Source organism: Enterococcus sp. AZ040, assembly GCF_050499185.1.
GTDB lineage: Bacteria > Bacillota > Bacilli > Lactobacillales > Enterococcaceae > Enterococcus_D > Enterococcus_D entomosocium.
In genome coordinates this window covers 2,412,233-2,435,752 of sequence record NZ_JBMHEW010000001.1, presented here as the reverse complement: position 1 = coordinate 2,435,752, position 23,520 = coordinate 2,412,233, and the positions used below count along the sequence as shown (strand labels likewise).

The 23,520-nt window shown below is 42.9% G+C and carries 23 protein-coding genes and 1 pseudogene; 22 read left to right on the top strand and 2 right to left on the bottom strand.

From position 1 onward, the window contains the following. The first annotated feature begins 87 nt into the window (after window positions 1-87). The 3 genes from IGK63_RS11200 to ytpR all read left to right on the top strand — a co-directional run bounded on the left by IGK63_RS11200 (window position 88) and on the right by ytpR (window position 1,769). Window positions 88-408 (top strand): thioredoxin family protein, encoded by a 321-nt coding sequence (locus IGK63_RS11200; RefSeq protein WP_016613643.1) that lies wholly within the window; start codon window positions 88-90, stop codon window positions 406-408. Window positions 409-420: 12 nt separating this feature from the next. Then, window positions 421-882, top strand: a complete 462-nt coding sequence (locus IGK63_RS11195; protein ID WP_005225429.1) for a universal stress protein — start codon at window positions 421-423, stop codon at window positions 880-882. A gap of 272 nt (window positions 883-1,154) precedes the next feature. Then, window positions 1,155-1,769 (top strand): YtpR family tRNA-binding protein, encoded by a 615-nt coding sequence (gene ytpR / locus IGK63_RS11190; RefSeq protein ID WP_005234600.1) that lies wholly within the window; start codon window positions 1,155-1,157, stop codon window positions 1,767-1,769. A gap of 67 nt (window positions 1,770-1,836) precedes the next feature. Here ytpR and IGK63_RS11185 read toward each other — a convergent pair whose 3' ends face one another. Beyond that, entirely contained in the window at window positions 1,837-3,141 is a 1,305-nt protein-coding gene (locus IGK63_RS11185) for a S1C family serine protease (RefSeq protein WP_008379110.1), read from the bottom strand. Window positions 3,142-3,514: 373 nt separating this feature from the next. Here IGK63_RS11185 and rlmH point away from each other — a divergent pair, with 373 nt between their 5' ends. The 4 genes from rlmH to IGK63_RS11165 all read left to right on the top strand — a co-directional run bounded on the left by rlmH (window position 3,515) and on the right by IGK63_RS11165 (window position 7,540). Beyond that, window positions 3,515-3,994 carry a 23S rRNA (pseudouridine(1915)-N(3))-methyltransferase RlmH gene (rlmH, locus tag IGK63_RS11180; protein ID WP_005234604.1) on the top strand — a complete coding sequence of 160 codons (480 nt, stop codon included), beginning with the start codon at window positions 3,515-3,517 and terminating at the stop codon, window positions 3,992-3,994. Window positions 3,995-4,059: 65 nt separating this feature from the next. After that, complete coding sequence (gene truA, locus IGK63_RS11175; protein ID WP_005225435.1) at window positions 4,060-4,797, top strand: tRNA pseudouridine(38-40) synthase TruA; 738 nt, start codon at window positions 4,060-4,062, stop codon at window positions 4,795-4,797. Window positions 4,798-4,839: 42 nt separating this feature from the next. Next, window positions 4,840-5,613: a type I methionyl aminopeptidase gene (gene map / locus IGK63_RS11170; protein ID WP_034872343.1), complete on the top strand. Its 774-nt coding sequence runs from the start codon at window positions 4,840-4,842 to the stop codon at window positions 5,611-5,613. Window positions 5,614-6,019: 406 nt separating this feature from the next. Then, window positions 6,020-7,540, top strand: a complete 1,521-nt coding sequence (locus IGK63_RS11165) for a C40 family peptidase (RefSeq protein WP_016613641.1) — start codon at window positions 6,020-6,022, stop codon at window positions 7,538-7,540. Window positions 7,541-7,769: 229 nt separating this feature from the next. Here the strand turns inward: IGK63_RS11165 and IGK63_RS11160 are convergent, their stop codons facing one another. Beyond that, on the bottom strand, window positions 7,770-8,177 hold the full coding sequence (locus IGK63_RS11160; RefSeq protein ID WP_008379099.1) for an Lrp/AsnC family transcriptional regulator: 408 nt from the start codon (window positions 8,175-8,177) through the stop codon (window positions 7,770-7,772). 120 nt (window positions 8,178-8,297) lie between these two features. Here IGK63_RS11160 and IGK63_RS11155 point away from each other — a divergent pair, with 120 nt between their 5' ends. The 15 genes and pseudogenes from IGK63_RS11155 to IGK63_RS11085 all read left to right on the top strand — a co-directional run bounded on the left by IGK63_RS11155 (window position 8,298) and on the right by IGK63_RS11085 (window position 23,317). Continuing rightward, window positions 8,298-8,843 (top strand): cysteine hydrolase family protein, encoded by a 546-nt coding sequence (locus tag IGK63_RS11155; RefSeq protein ID WP_034872341.1) that lies wholly within the window; start codon window positions 8,298-8,300, stop codon window positions 8,841-8,843. Window positions 8,844-9,158: 315 nt separating this feature from the next. Then, window positions 9,159-10,082, top strand: coding sequence for a peptide-methionine (S)-S-oxide reductase MsrA (msrA, locus tag IGK63_RS11150; protein ID WP_016613637.1), 924 nt, complete (start codon window positions 9,159-9,161; stop codon window positions 10,080-10,082). 348 nt (window positions 10,083-10,430) lie between these two features. Continuing rightward, a complete protein-coding gene (locus IGK63_RS11145) occupies window positions 10,431-11,792 on the top strand; it encodes a hypothetical protein (RefSeq protein WP_005225442.1) in 1,362 nt (453 codons plus the stop codon). Window positions 11,793-11,808: 16 nt separating this feature from the next. Next, window positions 11,809-13,032, top strand: a complete 1,224-nt coding sequence (locus tag IGK63_RS11140; RefSeq protein ID WP_016613635.1) for an amidohydrolase family protein — start codon at window positions 11,809-11,811, stop codon at window positions 13,030-13,032. A 246-nt stretch (window positions 13,033-13,278) separates the two neighbouring features. Beyond that, entirely contained in the window at window positions 13,279-13,686 is a 408-nt protein-coding gene (locus IGK63_RS11135; protein ID WP_016613633.1) for a helix-turn-helix domain-containing protein, read from the top strand. Window positions 13,687-14,008: 322 nt separating this feature from the next. Beyond that, on the top strand, window positions 14,009-14,587 hold the full coding sequence (locus tag IGK63_RS11130; protein ID WP_034872339.1) for an LOG family protein: 579 nt from the start codon (window positions 14,009-14,011) through the stop codon (window positions 14,585-14,587). Next, entirely contained in the window at window positions 14,584-14,919 is a 336-nt protein-coding gene (locus IGK63_RS11125) for a nucleoside 2-deoxyribosyltransferase (RefSeq protein WP_016613630.1), read from the top strand. Before IGK63_RS11130 ends, IGK63_RS11125 begins: the two co-directional genes overlap by 4 nt. Before the next feature lie 120 nt (window positions 14,920-15,039). Continuing rightward, on the top strand, window positions 15,040-15,744 hold the full coding sequence (locus tag IGK63_RS11120; RefSeq protein WP_086316414.1) for a deoxynucleoside kinase: 705 nt from the start codon (window positions 15,040-15,042) through the stop codon (window positions 15,742-15,744). A 648-nt stretch (window positions 15,745-16,392) separates the two neighbouring features. Then, the gene (locus tag IGK63_RS11115) at window positions 16,393-17,442 is read left to right on the top strand and encodes an FUSC family protein (protein WP_005234658.1); all 1,050 of its coding nucleotides are present in this window, start codon (window positions 16,393-16,395) and stop codon (window positions 17,440-17,442) included. Window positions 17,443-17,677: 235 nt separating this feature from the next. Beyond that, a pseudogene (locus IGK63_RS11110) lies at window positions 17,678-19,748 on the top strand (BglG family transcription antiterminator). 24 nt (window positions 19,749-19,772) lie between these two features. Next, window positions 19,773-20,075 (top strand): PTS sugar transporter subunit IIB, encoded by a 303-nt coding sequence (locus IGK63_RS11105; protein ID WP_015509266.1) that lies wholly within the window; start codon window positions 19,773-19,775, stop codon window positions 20,073-20,075. A gap of 31 nt (window positions 20,076-20,106) precedes the next feature. Then, window positions 20,107-21,396 (top strand): PTS sugar transporter subunit IIC, encoded by a 1,290-nt coding sequence (locus IGK63_RS11100; RefSeq protein ID WP_005234662.1) that lies wholly within the window; start codon window positions 20,107-20,109, stop codon window positions 21,394-21,396. An 18-nt stretch (window positions 21,397-21,414) separates the two neighbouring features. Next, window positions 21,415-21,807 (top strand): hypothetical protein, encoded by a 393-nt coding sequence (locus tag IGK63_RS11095; protein WP_016613625.1) that lies wholly within the window; start codon window positions 21,415-21,417, stop codon window positions 21,805-21,807. Window positions 21,808-21,829: 22 nt separating this feature from the next. Then, window positions 21,830-22,696 carry a class II fructose-bisphosphate aldolase gene (locus IGK63_RS11090; RefSeq protein ID WP_005234664.1) on the top strand — a complete coding sequence of 289 codons (867 nt, stop codon included), beginning with the start codon at window positions 21,830-21,832 and terminating at the stop codon, window positions 22,694-22,696. Beyond that, window positions 22,697-23,317: a zeta toxin family protein gene (locus IGK63_RS11085; protein ID WP_016613624.1), complete on the top strand. Its 621-nt coding sequence runs from the start codon at window positions 22,697-22,699 to the stop codon at window positions 23,315-23,317. Window positions 23,318-23,520: the final 203 nt, after the last annotated feature.

Sequence of the window (23,520 nt, the reverse complement as noted above, 5' to 3'; positions counted from 1 at the left end):
TTTCTGCAGGGCTTTGCAAGATCAGCATGTCAGTTGGTAGTCCCTGAAAGAAAGGTGTATACTTAAAGAAAAGAAAGTGGTGAGTATTTGATTATTCCAAAAGATTTAGCAGAGTTAGCAACATATGTGGAGAAAGGCAAAAATGTCTTCTTTTTCACCGCCGATTGGTGTGGCGATTGCCGCTACATCAAACCGCAATTGCCTGAGATCGAAGCGGACTTTCCAGATCTTCAATTTGTCGAAGTCGACCGTGATGAATACATGGATGTAGCGGTTGAATGGAACATTTTTGGTATTCCTAGCCTCGTCGTTATCGAAGACGGCAAGGAGCTGGGACGGTTAGTTAACAAGGATCGCAAAACCAAAGAAGAGATCGAAGCCTTTTTAACCAGCGTACAATCAGCATAGGAGGGGAAAAAGATGGAAGCACAAAGATATCAAAACATTTTAGTAGGGATCGACGGTTCAGATCAAGCGATGTCAGCCTTCAAAAAAGCAGTGGAAGTCGCTCGTCGAAACCAAGGGAAGGTTTATGCCGCAACGATCATCGATCAGCAAGTGCCGACCATGATGGGTTATGCACCTTTGGATAGTTCCATCTTAGAACAAGAAAAAGACACGGCGAAAAATCTGATCGACGACTGCAAAGCCTACGCAAAATCAGTGGATTTTGATCTAGTAGAAGGCATCGTCGCTTACGGCTCCATCAAAGACGCCCTTGCCACCCAATTACCGGATCAATACGACATCGATTTGATCATGGTGGGGCAATCCGGGCTGAACGCCGTGGAACGCTTCATGATGGGGAGTGTCGCCAGCTTCGTTATCCGTGAAGCCCGGTGCGACGTGCTGATCGTATCACCTGAAGAAACCAAAGCGTAAGGTCATTTTGGAAAAAATAAGCTTGTCGTTGCCGTGTTCTTTTCCATAGTTTGCATGGTAGTAACAAGTGACAAAAGGAAGTTCCTGAGAACCAGCGGTTTTGCTCGCTAGTGAAGCATTGTCTTTAGCAAATGAGCAGTAGCTGGTTTTCAGGCTTTTTTGTCTTTGAAAATAACTAGAATTTCAAGGAAAACAAAGAAATTCCATGACGGATGCCGAAAAATTTGATAAGATTATGGGCGGAATGTGTAAGTACCTAAGGAGGAAAAAACGTGATTTTTGCTTATAACAAAGAATATGTCAGTGATACACTGCTTGCCATCACAGCAGATGATAAAGGATTAGAACAAACCGTCGAACGCAAAGGCAATGTTGCCCAAATTAAAAATGAAGAAGGCACGATCGTTGGCTGGAACTTTTTTGCGATCTCAGAAGTGATGACGATCGAAGGCCGTGGTCAAGTGACGTTGACGAAAGAACAAATCCAACAATTGAACACCATGATCAAAGAAGCAGGATTCAGCGAAGAACTGCCTGCAGATACGGAACCAAAAATCGTCGTTGGCTATGTGAAATCTTGTGTAGAACATCCAGACAGCGACCATCTTTCTATCACGGAAACAGAAGTTGGAGATGGGAAAGTCTTGCAAATCGTCTGTGGCGCTGCCAATATTCGTAAAGGATTGAAAGTCGTTGTCGCAAAACCTGGCGCAATGATGCCGGATGGCTTGATGATTTGGCCGGGGACACTTCGTGGCGTAGAAAGCTTCGGAATGATCTGTTCTGCTAAAGAACTACATTTAGAAGGTGCCCCAATGAAAAAAGGCATCCTTGAGCTGCCTCAAGATGCCGTTGTAGGTGAAGCTTTTCCAGTCGGTAAAGCCTAAAAAATGAACTGCCGCTTCCTGTTTTTGCGGCAGTTCATTTTTTGATTGTTTCGATTGGTTTTGGTAATTAGTTGCTGCTGTCTGTTGATTGTTCGTTGATCGATGTATCAACGGAAAGTTTTACTTCTGCTGTTTTTTCTTCATCGCCACGATAGAAGGTTACAGTGATCGTGTCACCGACTTTGTGTTTGTACAACGCAGATTGCAGATCCGTTGTGGTGCTGACTTCTGTATCATCGATTTTCGTGATAACGTCATATTGTTGCAATCCTGCTTGTTCTGCTGGTGTTGCATTGTTGACTGAGTAGATCACAACGCCTGAAGTTACAGATGAAGGAACTTTCAAGATTTGTTCTTGTTGTTGTGATGTGATTGAACCTAAATCGATCGTTTGGATCCCTAGTGCAGGGCGAACCACTTTGCCGTCTGCTTCTAGTTGATTGATGATCTCAACGACATCGTTACTTGGGATCGCAAAGCCCATCCCTTCGACACTAACGCCTGAAGCAGAGCCCGAGGTGCTGGCGATTTTACTTGAGTTGATCCCAATCACTTGACCATCAACGTTGATCAGTGGACCACCTGAGTTCCCTGGGTTGATTGCAGCATCCGTTTGGATCGCATTGATACTGATCGTACCACCAGATTCGTTTTGGCTTGTTACTTGACGATTCAAGGAAGACACGATCCCTTGTGTCACAGAGTTTGCATAGTCAGAGCCTAGAGGAGAACCGATCGCGATTGCTGGTTCGCCGACTTTCAAGGCACTTGAATCGCCAAATGTTGCGGCAGTTGTAACTTTTTCAGAAGAGATTTTTAAGACGGCTAAGTCTGTGTAAGAATCGGTACCTACCAATTCAGCTTTGACTTTTGTACCATCTGCTAAGACAACTTCCAAACCATCTTGACCTTCAACTACGTGGTTGTTGGTTACGACATAGGCATCGTCGCCATCGATTTTGTAGATGACACCACTCCCTTCAGAAGAAGCTTCTAAGGCGCTGTCGTCTTCGCTTTGGCTATCGCCTTCACTTTGTCCACCTTGCTGACCAAAGAGGCTGTTCCAGTCGTTGCTTTGACTTTGTTGTAGATTAATGATGGAAACCACCGAATCTTGTACTTTTTCAACTGCCTCAGTGACATCGCTAGTCACATCAAGTTTTACATTGGATACTTGGGTTTGTCCGTTAGAATCTTGGACCCCGCTGTTGGTCGTGGTTTCTGGTGTTGAAGTCAAGGATGAACCCATTGCCAGATACAGACCGCCGAAGGTCAATAATCCGCCGACCATACCGCCTAAAATCCCAATACCTAATCGTTTTAATAAACCAGGAGAAGTTTTCTTACCTGGTGTGACATATTTTCTTGCCATTACTATTTCCCCCTTAATGAATAATTCGTTATAATCAGTATATTCCTTCTATCTGAGATTAGTCTACTAAGAGATTTTGAAAAAAATATGAAGAAGTTGCGTAAGAATCTGTTTCAAACGATGAAATTTTCTTCGTAAGACCCGTTCATTTTTGAATAAAAATAGCAGAGAAATCTGGGGAGAAGTAAAGGTCTTTTTATCCACAGTGTGTGGACAAACTTGATGGGGTTGGTTGGGTGGATGAAGAAATCGTTGAAGTGTCGCAGTTTTATAGATAAGATAGAAGGATTTCAAAGAAAGTCAAAGTGTGTAAAAGGTTGTGGATAGCATTGTCCACATTTTCATAAAATAAGGGGATAACGAGGAGAAATCTATGAAAATCAAAATCGTCACGGTAGGAAAACTAAAAGAAAAGTACCTCGTTCAAGGAATCAACGAGTACGCCAAACGATTGGGGGCATACGCAAAGCTTGAGTTTATCGAAGTACCAGATGAAAAAGCACCAGAAACCTTGAGTGAAGCCCAAATGCTGCAAATCAAAGAAAAAGAAGGCCAGCGCATTTTAGCCAAAATCAAAGACACCGAATATGTCTTTGCCTTAGCAATCGAAGGCACCAATCCCACCAGCGAAGCCTTCGCCAAACAAATCGATCAACTCGGCATCCAAGGAAAAAGCCAACTGACCTTCGTCATCGGCGGCTCCCTAGGCTTAAGCCAAGAAGTCATGACTCGCAGTGATGCCAAAATCTCCTTTGGCAAAATGACCTACCCCCACCAACTCATGAAACTGATCTTATTGGAGCAGATTTATCGCGCGTATCGAATCAATACGGGGGCGCCGTATCATAAGTAAATATCTTAAGCAGTATAATAGAAAAAATTAACCACCGGTACTACCGGTAAAAAGGAGCAACAACCATGCGAAATATCAAACTAACGATTGAATACGACGGCAAGCGCTACTTAGGGTGGCAACGACTAGGAGATTCTGAAAAAACGATCCAAGAAAAAGTTGAAGGGGTCATCAAATTATTGACGGGAGAAGAAATTGAGATCGTGGGTTCTGGTAGAACCGATGCGGGCACGCATGCTCGAGGACAAGTGGCAAATTTCAAGACGACCCATCAAATGAGTTTGCCAGAGATGCAGCAGTTCTTTAACCGCTATTTGCCGCAAGACATCGTTGTCAACAAGATTGAAGAAGTGCCTGAACGATTCCATGCACGCTATCACGCTAAAGGCAAGCAATACAGCTATTATGTTTGGAACAACGCGATCCCATCGGTCTTTGCTCGCAATACCAGTTTTCATTGCCCGCAGCCCCTTGATTTGGAAAAAATGCAGCAAGCGGCTGAGAAGTTGATCGGCACCCATGATTTTATTGGCTTTTCTGCGTTGAAAAAATCAAAAAAATCAACGGTGCGCACAATCGATGAAATCACTATCACACCAGAAGGCGACCTATTGCGGTTTACCTTCAAAGGCAACGGCTTTTTGCATAAAATGGTCCGAATCTTGACAGGCACACTGATTGCCATTGGCGATGGCACGCTACCGCCAGAAGTGATCGATCAAGTGTTAGCCGATAAAGTACGACAAGCAGCTGGTGAAACAGTGCCTTCTCATGGCTTATTTCTAGATGAGGTGTATTATTAAAAGAAACATGGTAATGGCTATTTAAGGAAAGGAGATCATCTATTGATCACATTAAAATCCCCGCGAGAGATCGAACAAATGAAAACTTCTGGTCGTATCTTGGCAAGTATTCACGAGCAGCTACGGGAAAAAATCGTTCCCGGTATCACCACGAACCAAATCAACGCCTTTGTCCATCAACAGATAGAAGCTGCAGGGGCAACAGCCGCGCAAATCGGGTTTGAAGGGTATGAATTTGCGACGTGTATCAGTGTCAATGAAGAGATTTGTCATGGTTTCCCTTCAGAATATGTTTTAAAATCAGGCGATGTCGTCAAAGTCGATTTTTGTGTCGATTACAAAGGAGCAATCTCTGACAGCTGTTGGACATATGCTGTAGGAGAGATTTCGCCAGAACATCAAGCACTGATGGAAGTAACGAAAGAAGCCTTGATGAGAGGCATCGAGCAAGCACAGGTTGGCAACCGAGTCGGCGATATTGGTTATGCGATCCAAAGCTTCGCTGAAGAAAAAGGGTATGGTGTCGTGCGGGACTTTATTGCTCACGGCATTGGCCCAACCATTCATGAAGAACCATTCTTTCCTCATTTCGGGTTACCTGGCAAAGGAATTCGTTTGAAAGAGGGCATGACGATCACCATCGAACCGATGATCACGACCGGCACTTGGCGCATGAAGATGGACCCAAACGGCTGGACAGCACGCACGATTGACGGGAGCTATTGTGCCCAATATGAACATTCGATCGCCATCACCAAAGAAGGTCCAGTCATCATGACGTTGCAAAAGGAAGAAACTCCAACACAAGGCCGATAGAATAGAAGAAAATACGAAAATCGTTCGAGTGTTTCTACACGAACGATTTTTTGCATTTACTTGTCGAAGTTGCGAAGCTAGGGTACAGCACAGTCAAATAGGAAGAAAAGTAGGTCTTTTTAGGAAATGATTATGAAACAATCAAACTACTTCCAGTAGAAGCTTTTTGGAGTAAACATTCAAAGATATAAAAGCTGGAAATAAGAAGAGCCGGTATCGAATCATTTTTTGGTTATTTTCTTTTTAAAATATTGTCATAGTTTTGAGAGAACCAAAAAAATTCTCGGAAAAATCAGAATCGTTAAATTTAGAAGTTATTATTCATCTATATTTATATCTTTACATCCTTTATTTACTGAAAAAACCGTGATATACTTTTAAGATAAAAATACAAGGGGGAGATAAAGTGAAAAAACGTGTATGGGGTATTTTATTATTGGGAATTGGTTGTTTCTTTGTTCATAATTTCACATTTCAATCTGTACAAGCAGACGAGTTTGACGATGGGCAGGTGACTTTTGAAGACTATTCAAAGGATAATCGTAGTTCAGTTATGACATATGAAGAATATGTAGAATTCATCAATAAAATTAATTCTCAAAATAATCAACTAACAAGAGAGGTCGTATCTCGTTCATTATCAGGCGGTAATCTGAGTCAAAGAGAGCAAATTGTAGCAGAAGCAAAAAAACATATAGGGAAACCATATACTCAAACAAATCCTGATAGATTGGGACCTGACAAATTTGATTGTTCTGGCTTAGTTTATTATGTTTTTAATCAAGTTACAGGAAAAGATGTCGGAAAATTGACGTGGGAGCAAGAGTATGCTGGAAAGCAAATTCCTATCTCTGAGGCTAAACCAGGTGACTTACTTTTTTGGGGAAGTAGAGGGAAAACGAGTCATACTGCCATTTATATTGGAAATAATCAGTATATTCATGCTCCAACTTTTGGAAGAACGGTTGAATTATCTCCAATCTGGGACAGTTTCTATCCATCATTTGCCATCAGGATGGATCTATCAGAATACCAAACAGTGTCTTATGGAAAAACGGTTATGGCGGTCAGTAATTATCCACTATGGAACAACTTGGAATTTACTTCTCAAAATGGAAATACTTCTAATTTTCAAGATGGTTTAGTTTATTATGCGAAAAATCAAATCTCTTTTAGTGATGGTAGAACATTTTATGAACTATATCGTGGAGATTCCTTTGTAGGATTTATTAATACTGTAGCAGTTGAAGAATTAACCGCTACAAGCGAGAATAAAAATATTATGGCAACTAAAAATTATCCAAGATGGGGAAATCTCTATTGGACTAGTAAACTAGGTGATACTTCTGATTTCGCCGATAATCCGGTGTACTATGCATCTGTTAGTTATACTTTGACAAATGGTAAAAAGTTTTATTCTCTCTATCGTGGTGATCAATGGTTTGGTTATATCAATGCTGAAGCGGTTATTGATTTAAAGGCTGAAAATATTGATAAATTTGTCAGTGCGACGAAGAATTATCCGATTTGGGGAAACCTATATTGGACGAGTAAATTAGGAAGTACAGAAAATTATTCGAGTGGTTTGGTCTATAAAGCAAAATATAAATATACTCTGTCAAATGGAAAGATATTTTATTCTATATATCAGGGCGACACTTGGATAGGTTATATTAATTCTGATGCTACTGAAGATTTAAGAACTGAAAATATTAACATAGAAGTACAGATTACTAGCAAAAACTATCCTATGTGGAACAATTTTTATTGGACTAGTAAAAAATTCGAAGCAGGTCAGTTGTATGGTAATAGTTACACTGCTAAAGTAAAATATACATTAGGAAATGGAAAGACCTTCTATTCCTTATATGATAATACAAATACATGGATTGGATATGTTAACACTCAAGGTACAAGTGTTAAATAAGTTCTCGCAAAAATTATCAATATTTTTTACTATCCTAGATGAAAGCAAAAAGCGAATCCACACTTGATTCGCTTTTTGCTTTCTCAAGTTTAATTAATATAATTAGGACAATGAATTTCGAACAATTCATTTAAAAGGAAAAAATTCAAATCGTTTTGCCCCTTTTTCTTATCCCTCTCACCGCTCCAGTGAAAGCTTTATTCCACAACCCTTTAGCAAGCGGCTAACATCAAACATCCCCATGATTGAGTTTGTCAGCCACAAAGGTTTCTACACTATACCTGCCCCATTTTGAGAGACTCTCTATAAATAAAGGGAAGGTTACATCTGTAAAATGACTGACCAAGAGATAACAAGCTTGACCCGAAACTTTATGAAAGACCTCAATTTCTTTGTATTGATTCACGAAGGCTTCAAAAGCTGTATAGCGATTTGAATCCATAAAAAACCGGATGTATTGCGTACTTGGGTAGTTTACTACAATACTAAATCGCTGAATGATTCCCTCATCTTGCAATTTCAAGATCCGATTGCCCACGGCTTGTCCCGTCAGGTGGACCATTTCGCCGATTTCTTTGTTCGATAATTTGCTGTTGTGTTTCAGGATAGCTAGGATTTGTTCATCGATGATGTCCATAAGGGTTCCTCCTTTCATAATGAAAGTAAATTGACTTTATCTTTTTCAAGAGACACTTTGTTGTAGGTTCATATGTATTTATACTGGATTATAACAAATAAGAAAAGAAATGGTGATTCTATGAAAAAAGCTTTAGTAATGATTGATGTCCAAAATGATTATTTTAAAGAAGGAAGAATGGCCCTTCATTCCCCTGAACAGGCGCTTGCAAACATAAATAAACTAGAAGCGTCTTTTATCGAAAAGCAACTCCCGATCATCTATATCCAACACATCAACCATCAAGAAGCAGCTGATTTTTTTGAACGAGGGACCGAAGGTGTACTGCTGCATGAACAGTTAAAAACAACGCATTCTTCTATTATTATCGAAAAGCACTTTCCTAACTCCTTCATTGAAACAAATTTAAAAGAGACGTTAGACTCTTTAGGTGTTCAACAAGTTATCATCACTGGGATGATGACGCATATGTGCATCGATTCAACCACAAGAGCTAGTAAAGAACTCGGTTATCAGCCCATACTGATTTCTGATGCCACGGCAACGAAAGCATTAACATTTGAAGCACACGAAATTCCTGCGGAAGCTGTTCAACGAGCGTTTTTATCGGCGTTGGAAACCTTCTCTACGGTGATGAAAACCGATGACTATTTAAACGGATTGTAGAAAAATTGCGTATTTACCAACAAAGGCAAAGGTTCATTTGCATTGAGTGGTTCTTGATCACTCTTTGAAATTGGCAATCCTATCTCATTCCGCTTCAATGTTTCTAAAAAAAATGAATGCCCAATTGCGTACCCACCAATGATACTGAGCTGATCCCTCAGAGGATGAATAAGAACTAACCCATACAAAAGCCAAAAACGTTCGAGACATTCTCTTGAACGTTTCTTGGGCATCAAATTGGGCGAATCGTCGAAACTATGGTACAGTGCAACCAAACAAGGAGTAAAAGCGGCTCGTTCATGAGGCAAAGGGGCAATGGTGATGAAGCAAACAACGATGGCGTGGCTGTCAGAAATCTATAATTTGATCTTGCATCCTGGCACGAGACAGTGGGAACGAGAACAACTGGTGCAAGCGAAAAATACCTTGGAAACCCAGCTGGCGACCAAACAAAAAGCAGGCAAACACGAAAAGGAATCGTCAAATAGTCTTGAAGACCAACAGACCAGGCGGGTTTTGGAAAAACTAGAAGCGTCGTTGCGTCCTTTGGCACTGAGAAACAATCTGACCCCGAATGTCGCCGAGTTTTATCAAACAATCAGCCAGCCAGCACCGAAAAAGGCAATGAATGAAGAAACAAGCAAAGCCCAACCAGCAGAAGTTTCCGTGGAGCCGACCGAAACAGGTGGAAAAGCACAAGAAGTGGCTATTTTTGCTGGCGGCTGCTTTTGGTGTATGGTAGAGCCTTTTGAAGACCAGCCGGGCATTCTTTCCGTTTTGTCGGGGTATACTGGGGGAACAGTCCCGAATCCGACGTATGATCAAGTACTAAGTGGAACAACAGGGCATGTCGAAGCAGTAGAGATCATTTTTGATCCCAAAATCATCACCTATCAGGACTTGTTACAGTTGTATTGGCAAGTGACAGACCCGACAGATGCTTTCGGACAATTTCAAGATCGCGGCAATTTTTATCGTCCAATCATTTTCTATACGACTGCTGAGCAAGAAGTGCTTGCGCAACGAGCCAAAAAGGAACTAGCACAATCTGGTTATTATCAGCAACCCATCGTGACCGAGATCCGCATGGCTGCACCCTTTTGGCCAGCGGAAAACTACCATCAAGAATTTTACAAGAAGCAGCCCAAGCGCTACCAGCGGATCAAGCGAGCGCGCAAGCAACTGATGCTTTTTTATAAACTGAAACGCTGGACAAACCGAGGGGAAAAACGATCATAGGCAGAAGATACATCAAAAAAGCGGGGCTCCGAGAAAAGGCCAGAGGATCAAATGAAGGCTCTTTTCTCCACAGGCCGCGCTTTTTTCTGCGCGTTTAGCCAATTGGATAAAAAACGAAGATTTATTTTAGAATAATGTCCAAAGAAAGCGTTAACAACAAGAATTATAATAGAGAAAGAAAAAGTGGCGAAAAAGGTCGAAAAAGCAGGTTCCTTTTGCTTGGTTCCTTTCTTCGAGGAAAGAAGGTGGGAAACACCAGAGAAAAATCAGCGGAAAAATCAATCAGCAACACCCCATAGCAACACAACATTTATTATATGAAGATTCATATAAGTTAGGAGAAATGTGATGAAAAAAAAGGGAACGTTCGTCTCACTGTTTATGGCTCTCATTCTTTTTATCTTTTCAGAAAGAACAGTGTTTGCGGCAGAAGCGATCAATGAGATCGTTGCACCAACTGGAGTCAAAGCATTTTTAGTACTGATTCCGTTAGTGTTAGTACTGGTTTTACTCTTTAAAAAAGTAGATATGATCATTGCTGGCTTGATTGCTGGGATATTGGCGATGATTATTGGCGGGATCAGTTTAGCTGAAGCCAATTCGCAACTGTTGGAAGCTATTCCGACGATGTTAAGTATTACGGTGCCAATCATCAATTCCGCTGTAGCGATGGCGGTCTTCAAAGCCGGTAGTTATACGGCAGCCTTAACCTTAGCCAAAAGAGGGACCAAAGGAAAAGTGGAATATGTGGCTGGTTTTATTGTCATCTTATTGGCAGCAGCGACTTATATGTCTGGGATCGGCGGCGGGAGTGCAATGGTGATCGCACCATTAGCATTTGCGGCAGTTGGGGTGGTACCCGAATTGATCGCAGCGATGTCGTTAGCGGCAGCTGTCTCCTTTACGACCTCTCCTGCCTCTTTGGAATCTAGTATCGTGTCTGAACTGGGCGGCTTTAGTGTCGCTTCTTATGTCGATCAAATGCGCCCATTTTGGTTGTTATTCGTTGGTTTGGCGATTTTATTGGCATTCTTCGGGACCAAGCGTCGTCATCTGGGCTTCAAAGAATCAGCCAACCAAGAGTACGAAAACAAAAGCAATGGCGAGTTATTCAAAACGACATTGCCTGCGATCTTCTTGCTTTTTGCGGTCATCTTTGGCCCGTTGATCAATGACCTGATCGGCTTTGTCCTCTTTACGCCGCTAGTTTATATGGTGGTCACGTTGGCGTTGATTTTTGTTTGTACCGACTTTTCGATGAATCAATCGGTGGAAGCGATGGTGGACGGATCCACGTATATTTTGACCCGCTTGTTCCAAGTGGGGATCTTTTTAGCCTTCATCAACGTGATCGCTGAAACTGGGACATTTGCTGTTATTGCTGGTGCGGCACAAAATGCCCCCGCAGCGATCGTCGTTCCCGTGGCGATCTTGACGGGTGTCTTGATTGGGATTCCCGCAGGTGCCTATGTTGGCTCCGTATTAACATTAGTGTTACCAGTTGCCGTTTCATTAGGCTTCCCAGTGTTAGCTCTTGGTTTTGTAACGATGGGGGTTGGACTCGGCAGTCAAATGAGTTTCGTCAACATTACGATGCAAGCTTTATCTTCTGGTTTCCAAATTCCGATTCTAGATGTGGTCAAAGGAAACGTGAAGTGGTTGAGTTTAGCAGCCGTATTATTATTAGTCATCGGCTTAGTGTTTGGCTGATGGATAGGAGGAAAACATGGATTTATTGATCAAGCAAGCACGTCTTGAAGACGATGCAGAATTAGTAGACATTGCCATTTCAGGAGGAAAAATCACCGCAGTTGCACCCAACATTGAAGAATCAGCAGCAAAAACGATTGAGGCGAAAGGCAAAGTGGTGATTCCCGGATTGATCGAAAGCCATATCCACTTAGACAAAGCCTTGATTGCCGATCGTGAACCTAATAATTCAGGTACATTACAAGAAGCGATCCAAGTTACGGCAAAGCTCAAACCGACTTTTACCGAAGAAGATATTTATGATCGAGCGAAACGTGCATTAGAAATGCTGATCGTACATGGTACGACTGCTGTTCGCACCCATGCCGAATTTGATCCGGCGCAAGGCTTCACAGGGTTTGACACCATCATGCGCTTAAAAGAAGAATACCGAGACCTGATCGACATTCAGGTCGTTGCCTTTCCGCAAGAAGGAATTTTTAAAGCCCCAGGGACGGATAAAATGATGATCGAAGCGATGGAGAAAGGCGCCGATGTCGTTGGCGGCATTCCTTACAATGATGCGCCAGCCAATGAACACATCGACTTGATCTTTGAGATCGCCAAACGATTTGACAAAGACATTGACTTGCATCAGGATTTTGCTGACGAAGCAGACGATACATCGATCGTCTACCTGTGTGAAAAAACCATCGCAGAAGGCTACCAAGGTCGGGTATCTGTAGGACATTTGACTGCGCTGCACGCTATGGAACCGGATCAGCTGGCAGAAGTTATCGATTTGATGGTCAAAGCCCAAATCAATGTGATGCCGTTGCCTGCGACCGACTTACACTTAGGTGCTAGAAATGATGCCTACAACGTTCGTCGTGCCGTTACGCCGATTCGCAAATTACGTGATGCCGGTGTGAATATTTGCTTAGGCAGCAACAATATTCGTAACGCCTTTACGCCCTATGGCAACGGTGATTTGATTCAAATCGCTATGTTGGCTGTGCCAGTGGCGCATTTAGGCGGCGCCGATGACCTGCCGACAGTCTTGCCAATGATTACGACCAATACCGCCAAAGCATTAAATATCAAAGACTATGGGATCGCTGTTGGCAACCGCGCAGATTTGATTCTTTTAGATACCCAGAGAAAAGCCGATGTGCTGATCGATATTCCTGAACGTTTAGTGGTCATCAAAAATGGCCGCATCACCGTGGAAGTCAAAAAAGAAGTGACGATCCACCGTTAACAACAGGTCATGTTTTCTCAAGTAGTACGATTTATTCGTGCTACTTTTTTTGTCGTAATATAGTCGAAATAAAAAAATCATTTTCTAGTCATTTATTCTTTTTTCATCTATGATAGAAAGAAAACCGCTATCACGGAGAGTTCGTTAAAGAAAATCCTGTCAAAACTGTTTGACAATGCCGTAATATCAATGGATTTGAGCAGAAATCACAGCAGGTCTGCGTTAAGGTAGGAGAAGGAGGGCAAGATGACGATTGGGGAAGCACTAAAGAACCATCGAGTCACACAGCAAATGAGCCAAGAAGAAGTAGCAACAAAAATTTTAGTGACCCGCACATCGATCTCAAATTGGGAAACCGGCAAGACGGTACCAGACAGTTTGAATTTATTAAAACTGAGTACCCTTTATGGGTGCAGTGTCGATGAGCTATTAAAAAAGGAGCGAGCAGGAATGAAAAAGAACTTTCGTACGATGACCTATGGCGCTGGATTGAAAGATGGAACGATGCGTTTGAAAATCGAGACCGATGCCAGCAAGTTTTTCCCAAAAGGGGTTGAAGTCAAAGCATCCGTCGATTTAGAAACAGGAGAAGTGACCTTTTTTGTCGAGCAAGAAGATTTGAAAAAACTGAAAGCAGCCACCGACGAAAAATAATTTTTTTATACAGATTTTTGCTAAATTTTGCTTGGACAAGAGAAAAAAAGTGATGGATAAAAAAACACGAGCCTACCTGCATCGTGTTTTTTTATGTGGGATGAAAGAGGACTGAGGCAATCGATGGCAGCTGATTCTGTTTTTTCTTATCTGCTATTTTCAAAGTTTGTAACGTTTAAGGGAAAGCGAAAAGACGTAAACGGATTCATACAATATATAGTGAATAGATCGATTTTTATCTAAATAAAGCACAATATGTAGTATTTACTTTTTTAATAGATTGTGTAAAATAGCAGGTGTAGTGAAGAAGGAGCTGTTGTTTTTGAGAGTAACTGTATGTTGCGGGACCCGTTTAGAAAATGAGAAAAAGTTGGCAAAGACCGCTCGTGCCATCGGCAATGCCTTGGCAAAAAATCACATCGAGTTGGTGTATTGCGGCCCTTTGGCTGGCTTGATGAGGGAGATCGTGAAAGGGGTCTTTGAAAAAGAAGGCGCAGTGACAGGGATCTATCCATCAGGTTCCTTTGCAGAAGAATTGCCGCCAATCGTCACTGGATCAAGCACCTATACTGAGTTCTATACGGATACGAGGGAGGAACAAACACAACAATTGCTGGAAATGAGCGATGCCTATCTTGTATTACCTGGTGGATTTGGTACACTAGAGGAGTTGTCATCAATATGCTCTTTTATGACTCTTGGGAAATTGCCAGTCAAGCCAATCGGTGTGTTGATGAACGAAGGCTTGAAGGATGGACTGAAGCCACTGCTAAAAATGTTTGAAGCTTCCAGCTTTGCTTGGGCTGAACTGCCGGAAACGCTCTTTTTCCTATCTGACGTTGAGTCGTTGATCCAACGATTGGCGGCGAAGGGGTCAGGAAAGGAGTGCTTGGCAGGATGAAGCAGGTCTATTTAGCTGGACCGTTTTTTTCAAACGAACCAATCGCACGACTCAATCAAGCAGAAAGCAGTTTAGCTGAGGACCCGCAGCCCTTGGCGGTCTATGCGCCGCGCTTGTATCAAAAAAGTTCATCTGAACCCTATACACCGGAATGGGCGAGAGAAGTTTTTGAAAAAGACATGCTGGAATTGACACGAGCCGACGTCGTCGTTGCCGTTTTGGATTACCATGAAGGAATCACTGATCCGGGAACAGCCTTTGAAATCGGCGCAGCACACGTACGAAATAAACCAGTGATCGCTTTTCAGGAAAAGCCGCGGCGGTCAATCTGATGTTGACGGAGTCGGTGCAAGCGTATTTGACTGATCTGGCGGCACGAACAACGTATGATTTTGAAGAGATGGCGCACCGAGCATTTGTCGGTGACTATATTTAATAAAGGATGGATGAATGTGTTATTAATCGCAGGTACGATCGGGGCAGGAAAAAGCAGTTTGACTGATTTTTTATCGAAGGAAATGGCGTCGAAGCCTTTTTATGAAAACGTGGAGGACAACGATGTTCTGCCATTGTTTTATTCCAATCCAGAACGATACGCTTTTTTATTGCAGATTTTTTTCTTAAACAAAAGTTTTTTAGGGATGCGGGAAGCGTTATCGAATGATGACAATGTCATTGACCGCTCCATCTATGAGGACAGTTTGATGTTTCATCTAAATGCGGATCTAGGTCGCATCGCACCGATGGAGGTCGAACAATACGATAACCTGTTGAATACGATGCTGCGGGAATTGGAAGAATCGGCGCCGTTGAAACATCCAGATTTAATGGTTCATATTAAGGTTTCCTTGGATACAATGATTGAACGGATCAATAAACGTGGGCGTTCCTATGAACAAATTGCCAATGATCCGACATTGTATGACTATTACAAAGAATTGAATCAGCGATACGATGAATGGTATGAAAACTTTGATGTCTGTCCGAAAATGCAAATTGATGGGGATCAATTGGACTTTGTTGCCAATGAAGACAATCTCATGGTGATCCTCGAGATGATTCAAGAAAAATTGGTGGAAGTCCGTCAGACCCATGGCAAAGGCCACTATTGTACGAACAAAGCCATCGCAAAAGGTGATTTTTCCAAGAAAAATTAAAGCAGAGAAGCAACCGATGATTCTTGCCAGTTGGTTGAAAGAGCACTCGTCCCTGTCAGCTTTTTTATGATTAATCGAAGTGCTTGAAAACGGCGATTCTACAGGATTATAGAGCAATTCTCGTTGTCAAACCAATCATTCAATGGCGTTTGCAGTAAACAAAAGAAAATTGGTCAGCACTGAAGACGCCGTTTTCGGTGCTTTAGTGTTTCAATTATCTATTGAGAGAAATATTCGCGCCAGACACCAGCAACAAAGGTAATGACTCGTGTCGGTGTATCAAGAGTCTGTCCATGTGATCACTAGGGTGAGACACTAGCTGATTGAGTGCATCAAGTGTTATTCTAACGGGTGAATGCTGCGAAATACTAATAGTTGATACAATCACCAGCACTTCATTGAAGAATATTTTGCCTAAAGGTAGAGAGATTCGCTTGTAGTCTATTGCCAAGCGAATGCTTCTCTTTTTTTATTGGTAAGGGCTGTTTTGTGCCAGCGTATGATTTGATCAAGAAAACATCGATACGATTATATCGAAAAGTTTCTGAAAAAAATTTGCATATTCATCTTTTGCTCCGTATACTAGTTTAGGACGTTGTTTATAAAACGCTGTATCATCGTACATATTTTTTTGATAGGAGGAATTGCATGAAAGACAAACGAAAAGTCTTGCGTCCGTTAGGATCAGGGTTTGCGATGGCGGTTCCTTTGTTTATAGGGATCCTTGTTCAGGACCCTTTGATAAGTTCTGTGGGGGCGATGGGGGCTTTTTCATACTTAGCTTTTCAACATCGGTCCCTTTTTTATAATCTGCGCGCCATTTTGACCCACGGGGCGGCGTTGCTGCTGGCCTTTATTTTAGGCGCTGGGACAGCACTGATTCCTTGGAGCGCGCCTTTTATTATCGGTGCTTTATCGTTTTCCGCGTTTTTGTTGTCAAAAGTGATGCGGATCCCCAAGCCGGATTATTTCTTCGTGTTGATGCTTTATGCCACCGGCTTTAACTTTCACGCCGCTCATCTTGGAGAAATCTTGCACCACAGTTCCTATTTGCTTTACGGCATCGCAGGCTCATTGCTTGCTGGACTGGTGATTTCGTTAGCTGAACAGCTACCGTTGAAAGAAGAAAAAACGGCTTTTCAACAACTGAGCTTGCACGAGAAATATTCGCTGGCATTATCTCAGCAACCAGAAATGGTCATCAAAGCACTGCACTTTTCTTTGATATTGTTTATTGCGACCTACATTGCCTATCTGTTGCGGGACAGCAACGGGTATTGGATCTTGATTTCCGCTGCTGCCGTATTGGCAGGGGAACATATGGAAAAAATCAAAAATCGCACGATCGGCAGGGTACTGGGAGGAATCGTAGGGCTGCTGCTGGGTTTCTTATTGATGTCCTTGCATATGCCCCTTGAAGCGATCGCAGTTGTCTTGATCATTCTAAACATATTGACGGAGTTTTTTATGCCAGTCAATTATACCGTTGCTAATTTCTTTACCAACCCACAAGTCCTGCTGTTAATGACGATCGGTACTAGTTTTACGCCACTGAAATTGATCCCATTGCGTTTTTCAGGGGCATTGATTGGCAGCGTGCTGGCAATGCTGTTGATCTTTCTAATGGATTGGGCAGTAAAGCAAATGGAGCAAGCGCTGGGAAATAAGCCAGAAGACACGACGGATCAAACACAATAGAATGCACCATCATCGAAAAGCAAGAGCAGCTGCTCTTGCTTTTTTTGCATCTGATCCTCTATCTAAACGTTTTCTCCATCGGATAGGAAAAATAAGGAAAATATGAAATAATCGAGCAAAGATTCCTATTTCGAAATAGAAGCGTTTACATTTTTGCAAACTAAAGTGGCAGAAACATCTACTTTTTTTGTTGTAAGCGAAATCATATACTCAAATCAGAGAAGGAGAGAAAGTTGTGAAAAAACGAATCGTAGATGTTTTGCATCGCCTGTTGGTGACTGATTATCCACTATCCATCGAGCAACTGGCAGAAGAGACCGCAGCGAGTGGGCGGACGATCCGCAATGATTTGAATGAGATCAACACGTTTCTCGCTGACTTACACATCGGACCGGTCCAAACCCTTCGAGGAAAGGGCATCCTTTTGAAAATGCCCTCAAAGCAGCAAGCCATCGTTTGGCAGGCATTACAGGCACAACAGTCGGAATATATGACCCGTGAAGAGCGTAGTTTTGATCTGCTACTGCATCTGACATTTTCAAAAGAGATCCTGGTGTTGAATAAAAAAGAAGAAGCGTACCAGATATCGAAAAGCAGCATGGATGAAGACATGCGCCGTTTGCGGGCGGACATCAATAAATATGGCATTGAGATCATTAGTCTAGGAAAAAAAGGACTGCGGTTGAATGGATCGGAACGAGCGATTCGGACGATGATTTTTGACATCATCAATCAGCGGATCGGTAGACTGCCACTTGATAAACAGACCCCAGATTTAGTCTTTACAAAATTGCTTTATCGCTATTTGCCGCAAAAAGAAATCAAACAGATCCAACAAGTGATGCAAGCAGTGTTGCCGCCAAATCAAAATGAGTTGTACAGCAGCCAAATCTTATTATTTACCGCCATTTGGCTGATGCGCATCAGAATGAAGGAATTTATCACTCGCATGAACTGGTCTACTTCCAGCAATCCGCTCCAAGGGTCAGCCTATATCCAGGCGATCGCTGAAACCTTTTCGATCGAGCCACCAGAAATCGAAGTCAACTATCTTTCTTTCATCATCGAATCACTGAATTTTAAAGATTTGTCCAATTCCATCGAATGGGCGCATGCGCAACTCTTGTCGCTGCAGCTGATCCAATTTGTGGAATGCCAAACCAAGATCCCTTTTAGTAAAAAGGAAGAAGAGTTGTTAGAGGGATTGTATAAACATATGGCAGCGCTGATCGTTCGAGCCAAGAGCGGCATTCAAGTACCCAATCCGATCAAAGAGACCGTTCGCAAAAATTATGGACAAATCTACCAAGCCGTCAAGGGATTCGCCCCCACGATCGAAGAGATCGTCGGTCAACCACTATCAGAAGATGAACTGACATTTCTCGTGATTCATTTTTCTACAGCCCTAAGTTCATTGAACCACGAGATTATTACGATCTATAAGGCGGTCGTCGTCTGTAACCATGGAATGGCAACCGGCAATCTGCTGGCAGCCAGCCTCAAGGAGAAGTTTCCAGAAGTAGAAGTTGCGGCAGTCTTGAATTCACAAGAAGTCAATTTGATCACGAAATTCGATGTGGATCTGGTTTTTTCAACCTATGAGATCGATTATCGAGAAAAGCCGGTATTACTGATCCCACCGATCATCAATGAAGAAAATCACCAAGTGATCCGCCGTTTCTTAAAAAACAATGAACAATTCAAGCGGATCGCCTTTGACCAAAAAAATGCCACGCTGTTCTTCAATCAATTGCTTACAGTCATTGAAGAAAGCGGTGGGACGGTCGATGCTGCCGCCTATCGCAAATTGACACACTTGTTTGAACAAAATCAATTAGCCATTAATGCAAGGGAGATTCAGCCAATGTTAAAAGATGTTTTATCCGCTAGTCATATTCAATTAAACGTTCCTGTTCAAAATTGGGAAGAAGCCATTGAACGCTCTGCGCAGCCGCTACTAAAAGAACAGATCATCGAAAAACGCTATATCGAGGCAATGGTTGCGGCGGTGGAGGAATACGGGCCTTATTATCGTCATTGGCAAACATTTGGCGCTGGCGCATGCTCGACCAGAAGATGGCGCCCAGCAGTTGGGTGTGAGTGTCCTCACCTTGGCGCCGCCAGTCGCATTTGGGAACCCAGAAATGGACCCCGTCAAAATCATTTTTTGCTTGGCTGCGGTGGACTCCTACTCTCATCTTGCCATCATGAAGGAATTGATCAAACTGATCAATGATGAAGAAAAAGTCACGCAGTTGCTGGCTTGTTCCACGATTGAAGCTTTTCAATCATTGCTATTTTCATAAAAAACAAGAAAAGGGGAAAAAATCATGAACAAATTATCGATCTTATTCGTATGCGGTGCAGGTCTTGGCAGCAGCTTTGCGGCTCAGATGTCAACAGAAGATGTCTTAACGAAATTAGGAGTGGAGGCGAAATTGGATCATGTCGATATCTCATCAGCAGTATCAATGAAACCAGACATCATCATTACGGCAGAGAATTTTCGGACGCAATTTGAAAAGTTTGCTTTGGACCCGACAACCGCAATCATTTATTTACGCAACATCGTTTCAAAACCAGAAATCGAAGAAAAAATCATCCCAGTATTAACGGAAAAAGGCGCACTGTAAGGAAGAGGCATGACGAAGGGAGTTTGAAAAAATGGGCATCATCAATTTTATCATTGATAATATTTTAACGCAGGCATCGATCACGATCGCTTTGATCGCGATGTTAGGGCTGTTGCTTCAGAAAAAGTCAGCAGGTCAAGTCATTTCAGGAAGTTTGAAGACGCTATTGGGCTTCCAGGTTTTAAGCGCTGGTTCTAGCATCATCGTCGGTAGTTTGACCTATTTCGGCGAGATTTTCACAGAAGGATTCGACATGCAAGGAATAATCCCTTCCATCGAAGCCATCAACGGGCAAGCGATGAATGAGTTGGGCTTGGGTCGGGACATAGCGCTGACATTTTTAGCCATCTTTGTTTTTAATATTTTATTGGCACGCTTTACAAAATGGAAATATATCTTCTTAACGGGTCAAGCCATTTTATGGATGGCGACCATGACGACGGTCTTTGGCTATTTCGCTGGTTTACGGGGCGTTGTCTTGATTCTTATCGGTGGGTTGATTGGGGCGATCTTTGCCGTAGCGATGCCAGCGATGGCTCAGCCCATCATCCGCAAAGTCACTGGGTCAGACGACATTGCTCTCGGACATTTCTGTACGATCGGCTACCTCTTTGAAGCAGGCGTTGCCTATCTGTTTGGAGAAAGAGGCGAGAAGAAAAAATCGATCGAAGACATTAAACTGCCACGTTCTTTTGAATTTTTACAAGATACCTATCTTTCTGTCATGGTCGTGATGGTTCCACTGTATATCGTGACGGTCCTGTTTGCTGGAGAAACCTTTGCTTCTACGCTCTCTGGTGATCAAAATTACATCATGTATGCCTTCTTGCAAGCCATCCAATTCGTGGTTGGGGTCTATGTTTTGTTAGCCGGTGTGCGATTGCTCTTAGGCGAGATTGTCCCGGCGTTTCGTGGGATCGCCATGAAATTGGTGCCCGATGCAAAACCAGCACTCGATTGCCCGGTGTTCTTCCCATATAGCCCAAACGCAGTTATTTTAGGCTTCATTACTACAACGATTGGGACAGTCATCGCCATGTTCGTTTTACCAGTCTTTGGCTTGGCGATGATCTTGCCGGGGATGCTGACGAACTTCTTTGCCGGCGGTACCGCTGGGATCTTCGGCAATGCGGTCGGTGGACGTCGAGGGGCGATCATCGGAGGGATCTTCCACGGTTTCTTCATTACGTTACTACCAGCACTACTTGTGACGATCTTCAATCAAATGGGCTTTGTTAACGCTACGGCAACTGATGTGGATACCGTCACGGCAGCCCTGCTATATGCTTGGATCATCAGTCCATTGTTGAAAAACTTTTAATCGCTAGGAGGAAGACGCATGTTCTCTTTTTTCAAAAAAGAAAAAAAGCCCACAGAAACACCAGCGGTTCCTTTGACCTCTGAAGAAAGCCAAGAAGCAGAAGCGCTTATTAAAACTTTAGAAAGTCAGTTGCAAGCAGAAACCGACATCGACGAACAGGCAAAATTGTATGAAGCGTTAGGCTTAGCCCAGGCAAAACTTTCTCGCACAGAAGAAGCGATCGACGCATTGGAAAAAAGTTTGCAGGCGAAGAAATCGATCGGGGACGGCTACAAAAAACTGATGTCCCTTTACAATGCTCAGCGTGCCGCCGCCGCACGAAATGGCGACGATGCAAAGATCGACTATTACATGGATAAAATGGAAGAAATGCGGCAAATCGCCAAACAACTTACGATCAGCGGCAATTAAACTAGACGAGGTGGAATCAAGGATGTATACAACATTAAAAGAAGTAACGAAAACAGCAGAAGCATTGAATTTTACAGTGGGGGCTTTTAATACCCATAATTTAGAAATGCTGCCAAGCATGCTGCGGGCAGCCAAAGAGATGGGGGCACCTATCATCATTCAAACAAGTATCGATACGGCGAAATACATCGGCTATGATGTCTTGGTCAATGTCGTCAAAACGATTGCCGATCACGAGCTGGTGGACGCTGTCTTGCATTTGGACCATGCCAGAGATTTCGATGAGATCAAAGCGGCGATTGATAGCGGCTATAGCTCGGTGATGTATGATGGTTCGCATTTGCCCTTCAAAGAGAATATTTTGAAAACGCGCGCAGTCGTAGAATACGCCCATGCCCATGGGGTGTCCGTCGAAGGAGAACTAGGAACGATCGGCGGCACAGAAGAAGGCATTCATGTGGAAGAAGACGATAAAGTCTTCACACGCCCAGAAGATGCGGTAGAATTTGTCGCTGCTACTGGCGTCGATGCGCTAGCCATCGCTATCGGAACCAATCATGGCCAATTCCGCTCCAAAACCGAAGTGAATGTTGCGTTATTGAAGGAGATCCATGCAGTCGTCGACGTGCCGCTAGTCATTCATGGAGGAACTGGCGTCAAGGAAGAAGATTATCCTGAATTGATCAATAACGGCATTCGCAAGTTTAATGTAGGTACTGAATTGTTGGTCAACTGGACGAAGATTGCGAAAGAAAATTTTGGGGCAACGGAAGTCAACAAATCTTTGCGCCACAACGTGATCCCATCCAATGAAGCCATCAAAGAAATCGTCAAGCACAAGATCGGCCTTTTCATGAATACGAAAGCGCCGACTGCAATCGGCAAATAGATGGTACGCAAAAAGATGCTTGTTTTATTGGCAGGCAGCCCTGGGACTGGAAAAAGTTATTTATTGAATCTGTTGAAGACACGTTTTCCTGATCTTTTCGCTCTTACGCCAGATGAAATCAAAGAATGCTATGCCGAATCCCTCGGCTTTGATTCATTGGCAGAAAAAGCCCAGATCGAAAAGCAGTATGTTTGGCCTTTTTACTATCAGGCATTGGGCTTGTACATGTCTCTAGGAAAACGTTTGGTGGTCTCGGAATACCCCTTTAGTGAAAAGCAGAAGCCTTTGCTGACTTTTCTCGCTCAAAGCTATGGCTACGACTGCTTGACCATACGTTTGACTGCCTCGTTTGAAACCTTATGGGAAAGACGTTTCATACGTGATCGAGCGGATGACCGTCATTTGAGTTTTATCATGGAACGATACCATTACGGGGATGTGCTGGAAGATAGACAAGCTGCAACCAACCATATAACCAAAGAAGCGTTTCGGCAAATCATCACCGATCGCCGTTACGATGACTTTCAGTTAGGGGAGCTTATCGAAGTCAATGTGGAAGATTACAAGCAAGTGGATTATCGCCCATTGATCGAGAGAATCGCAATTGAGCTAAGTAAATAAGCAAAGCAGTGGGCGTTATACCTGTTCTAGGTACATGCCAACTGCTTTTTTGAGGAGCTATTTCTCATGATTCAGCTTTTGGGGAAGTTTAGCTGTCAAAGCAAGACGGATTGTTTCTTATGTCTCAGAAGACTTTCATTTGCAAAACCGCCGATTTCCTCTAGAATAAGAAGCATAACAGAGAAATGGAAAAGGCGGGGAAT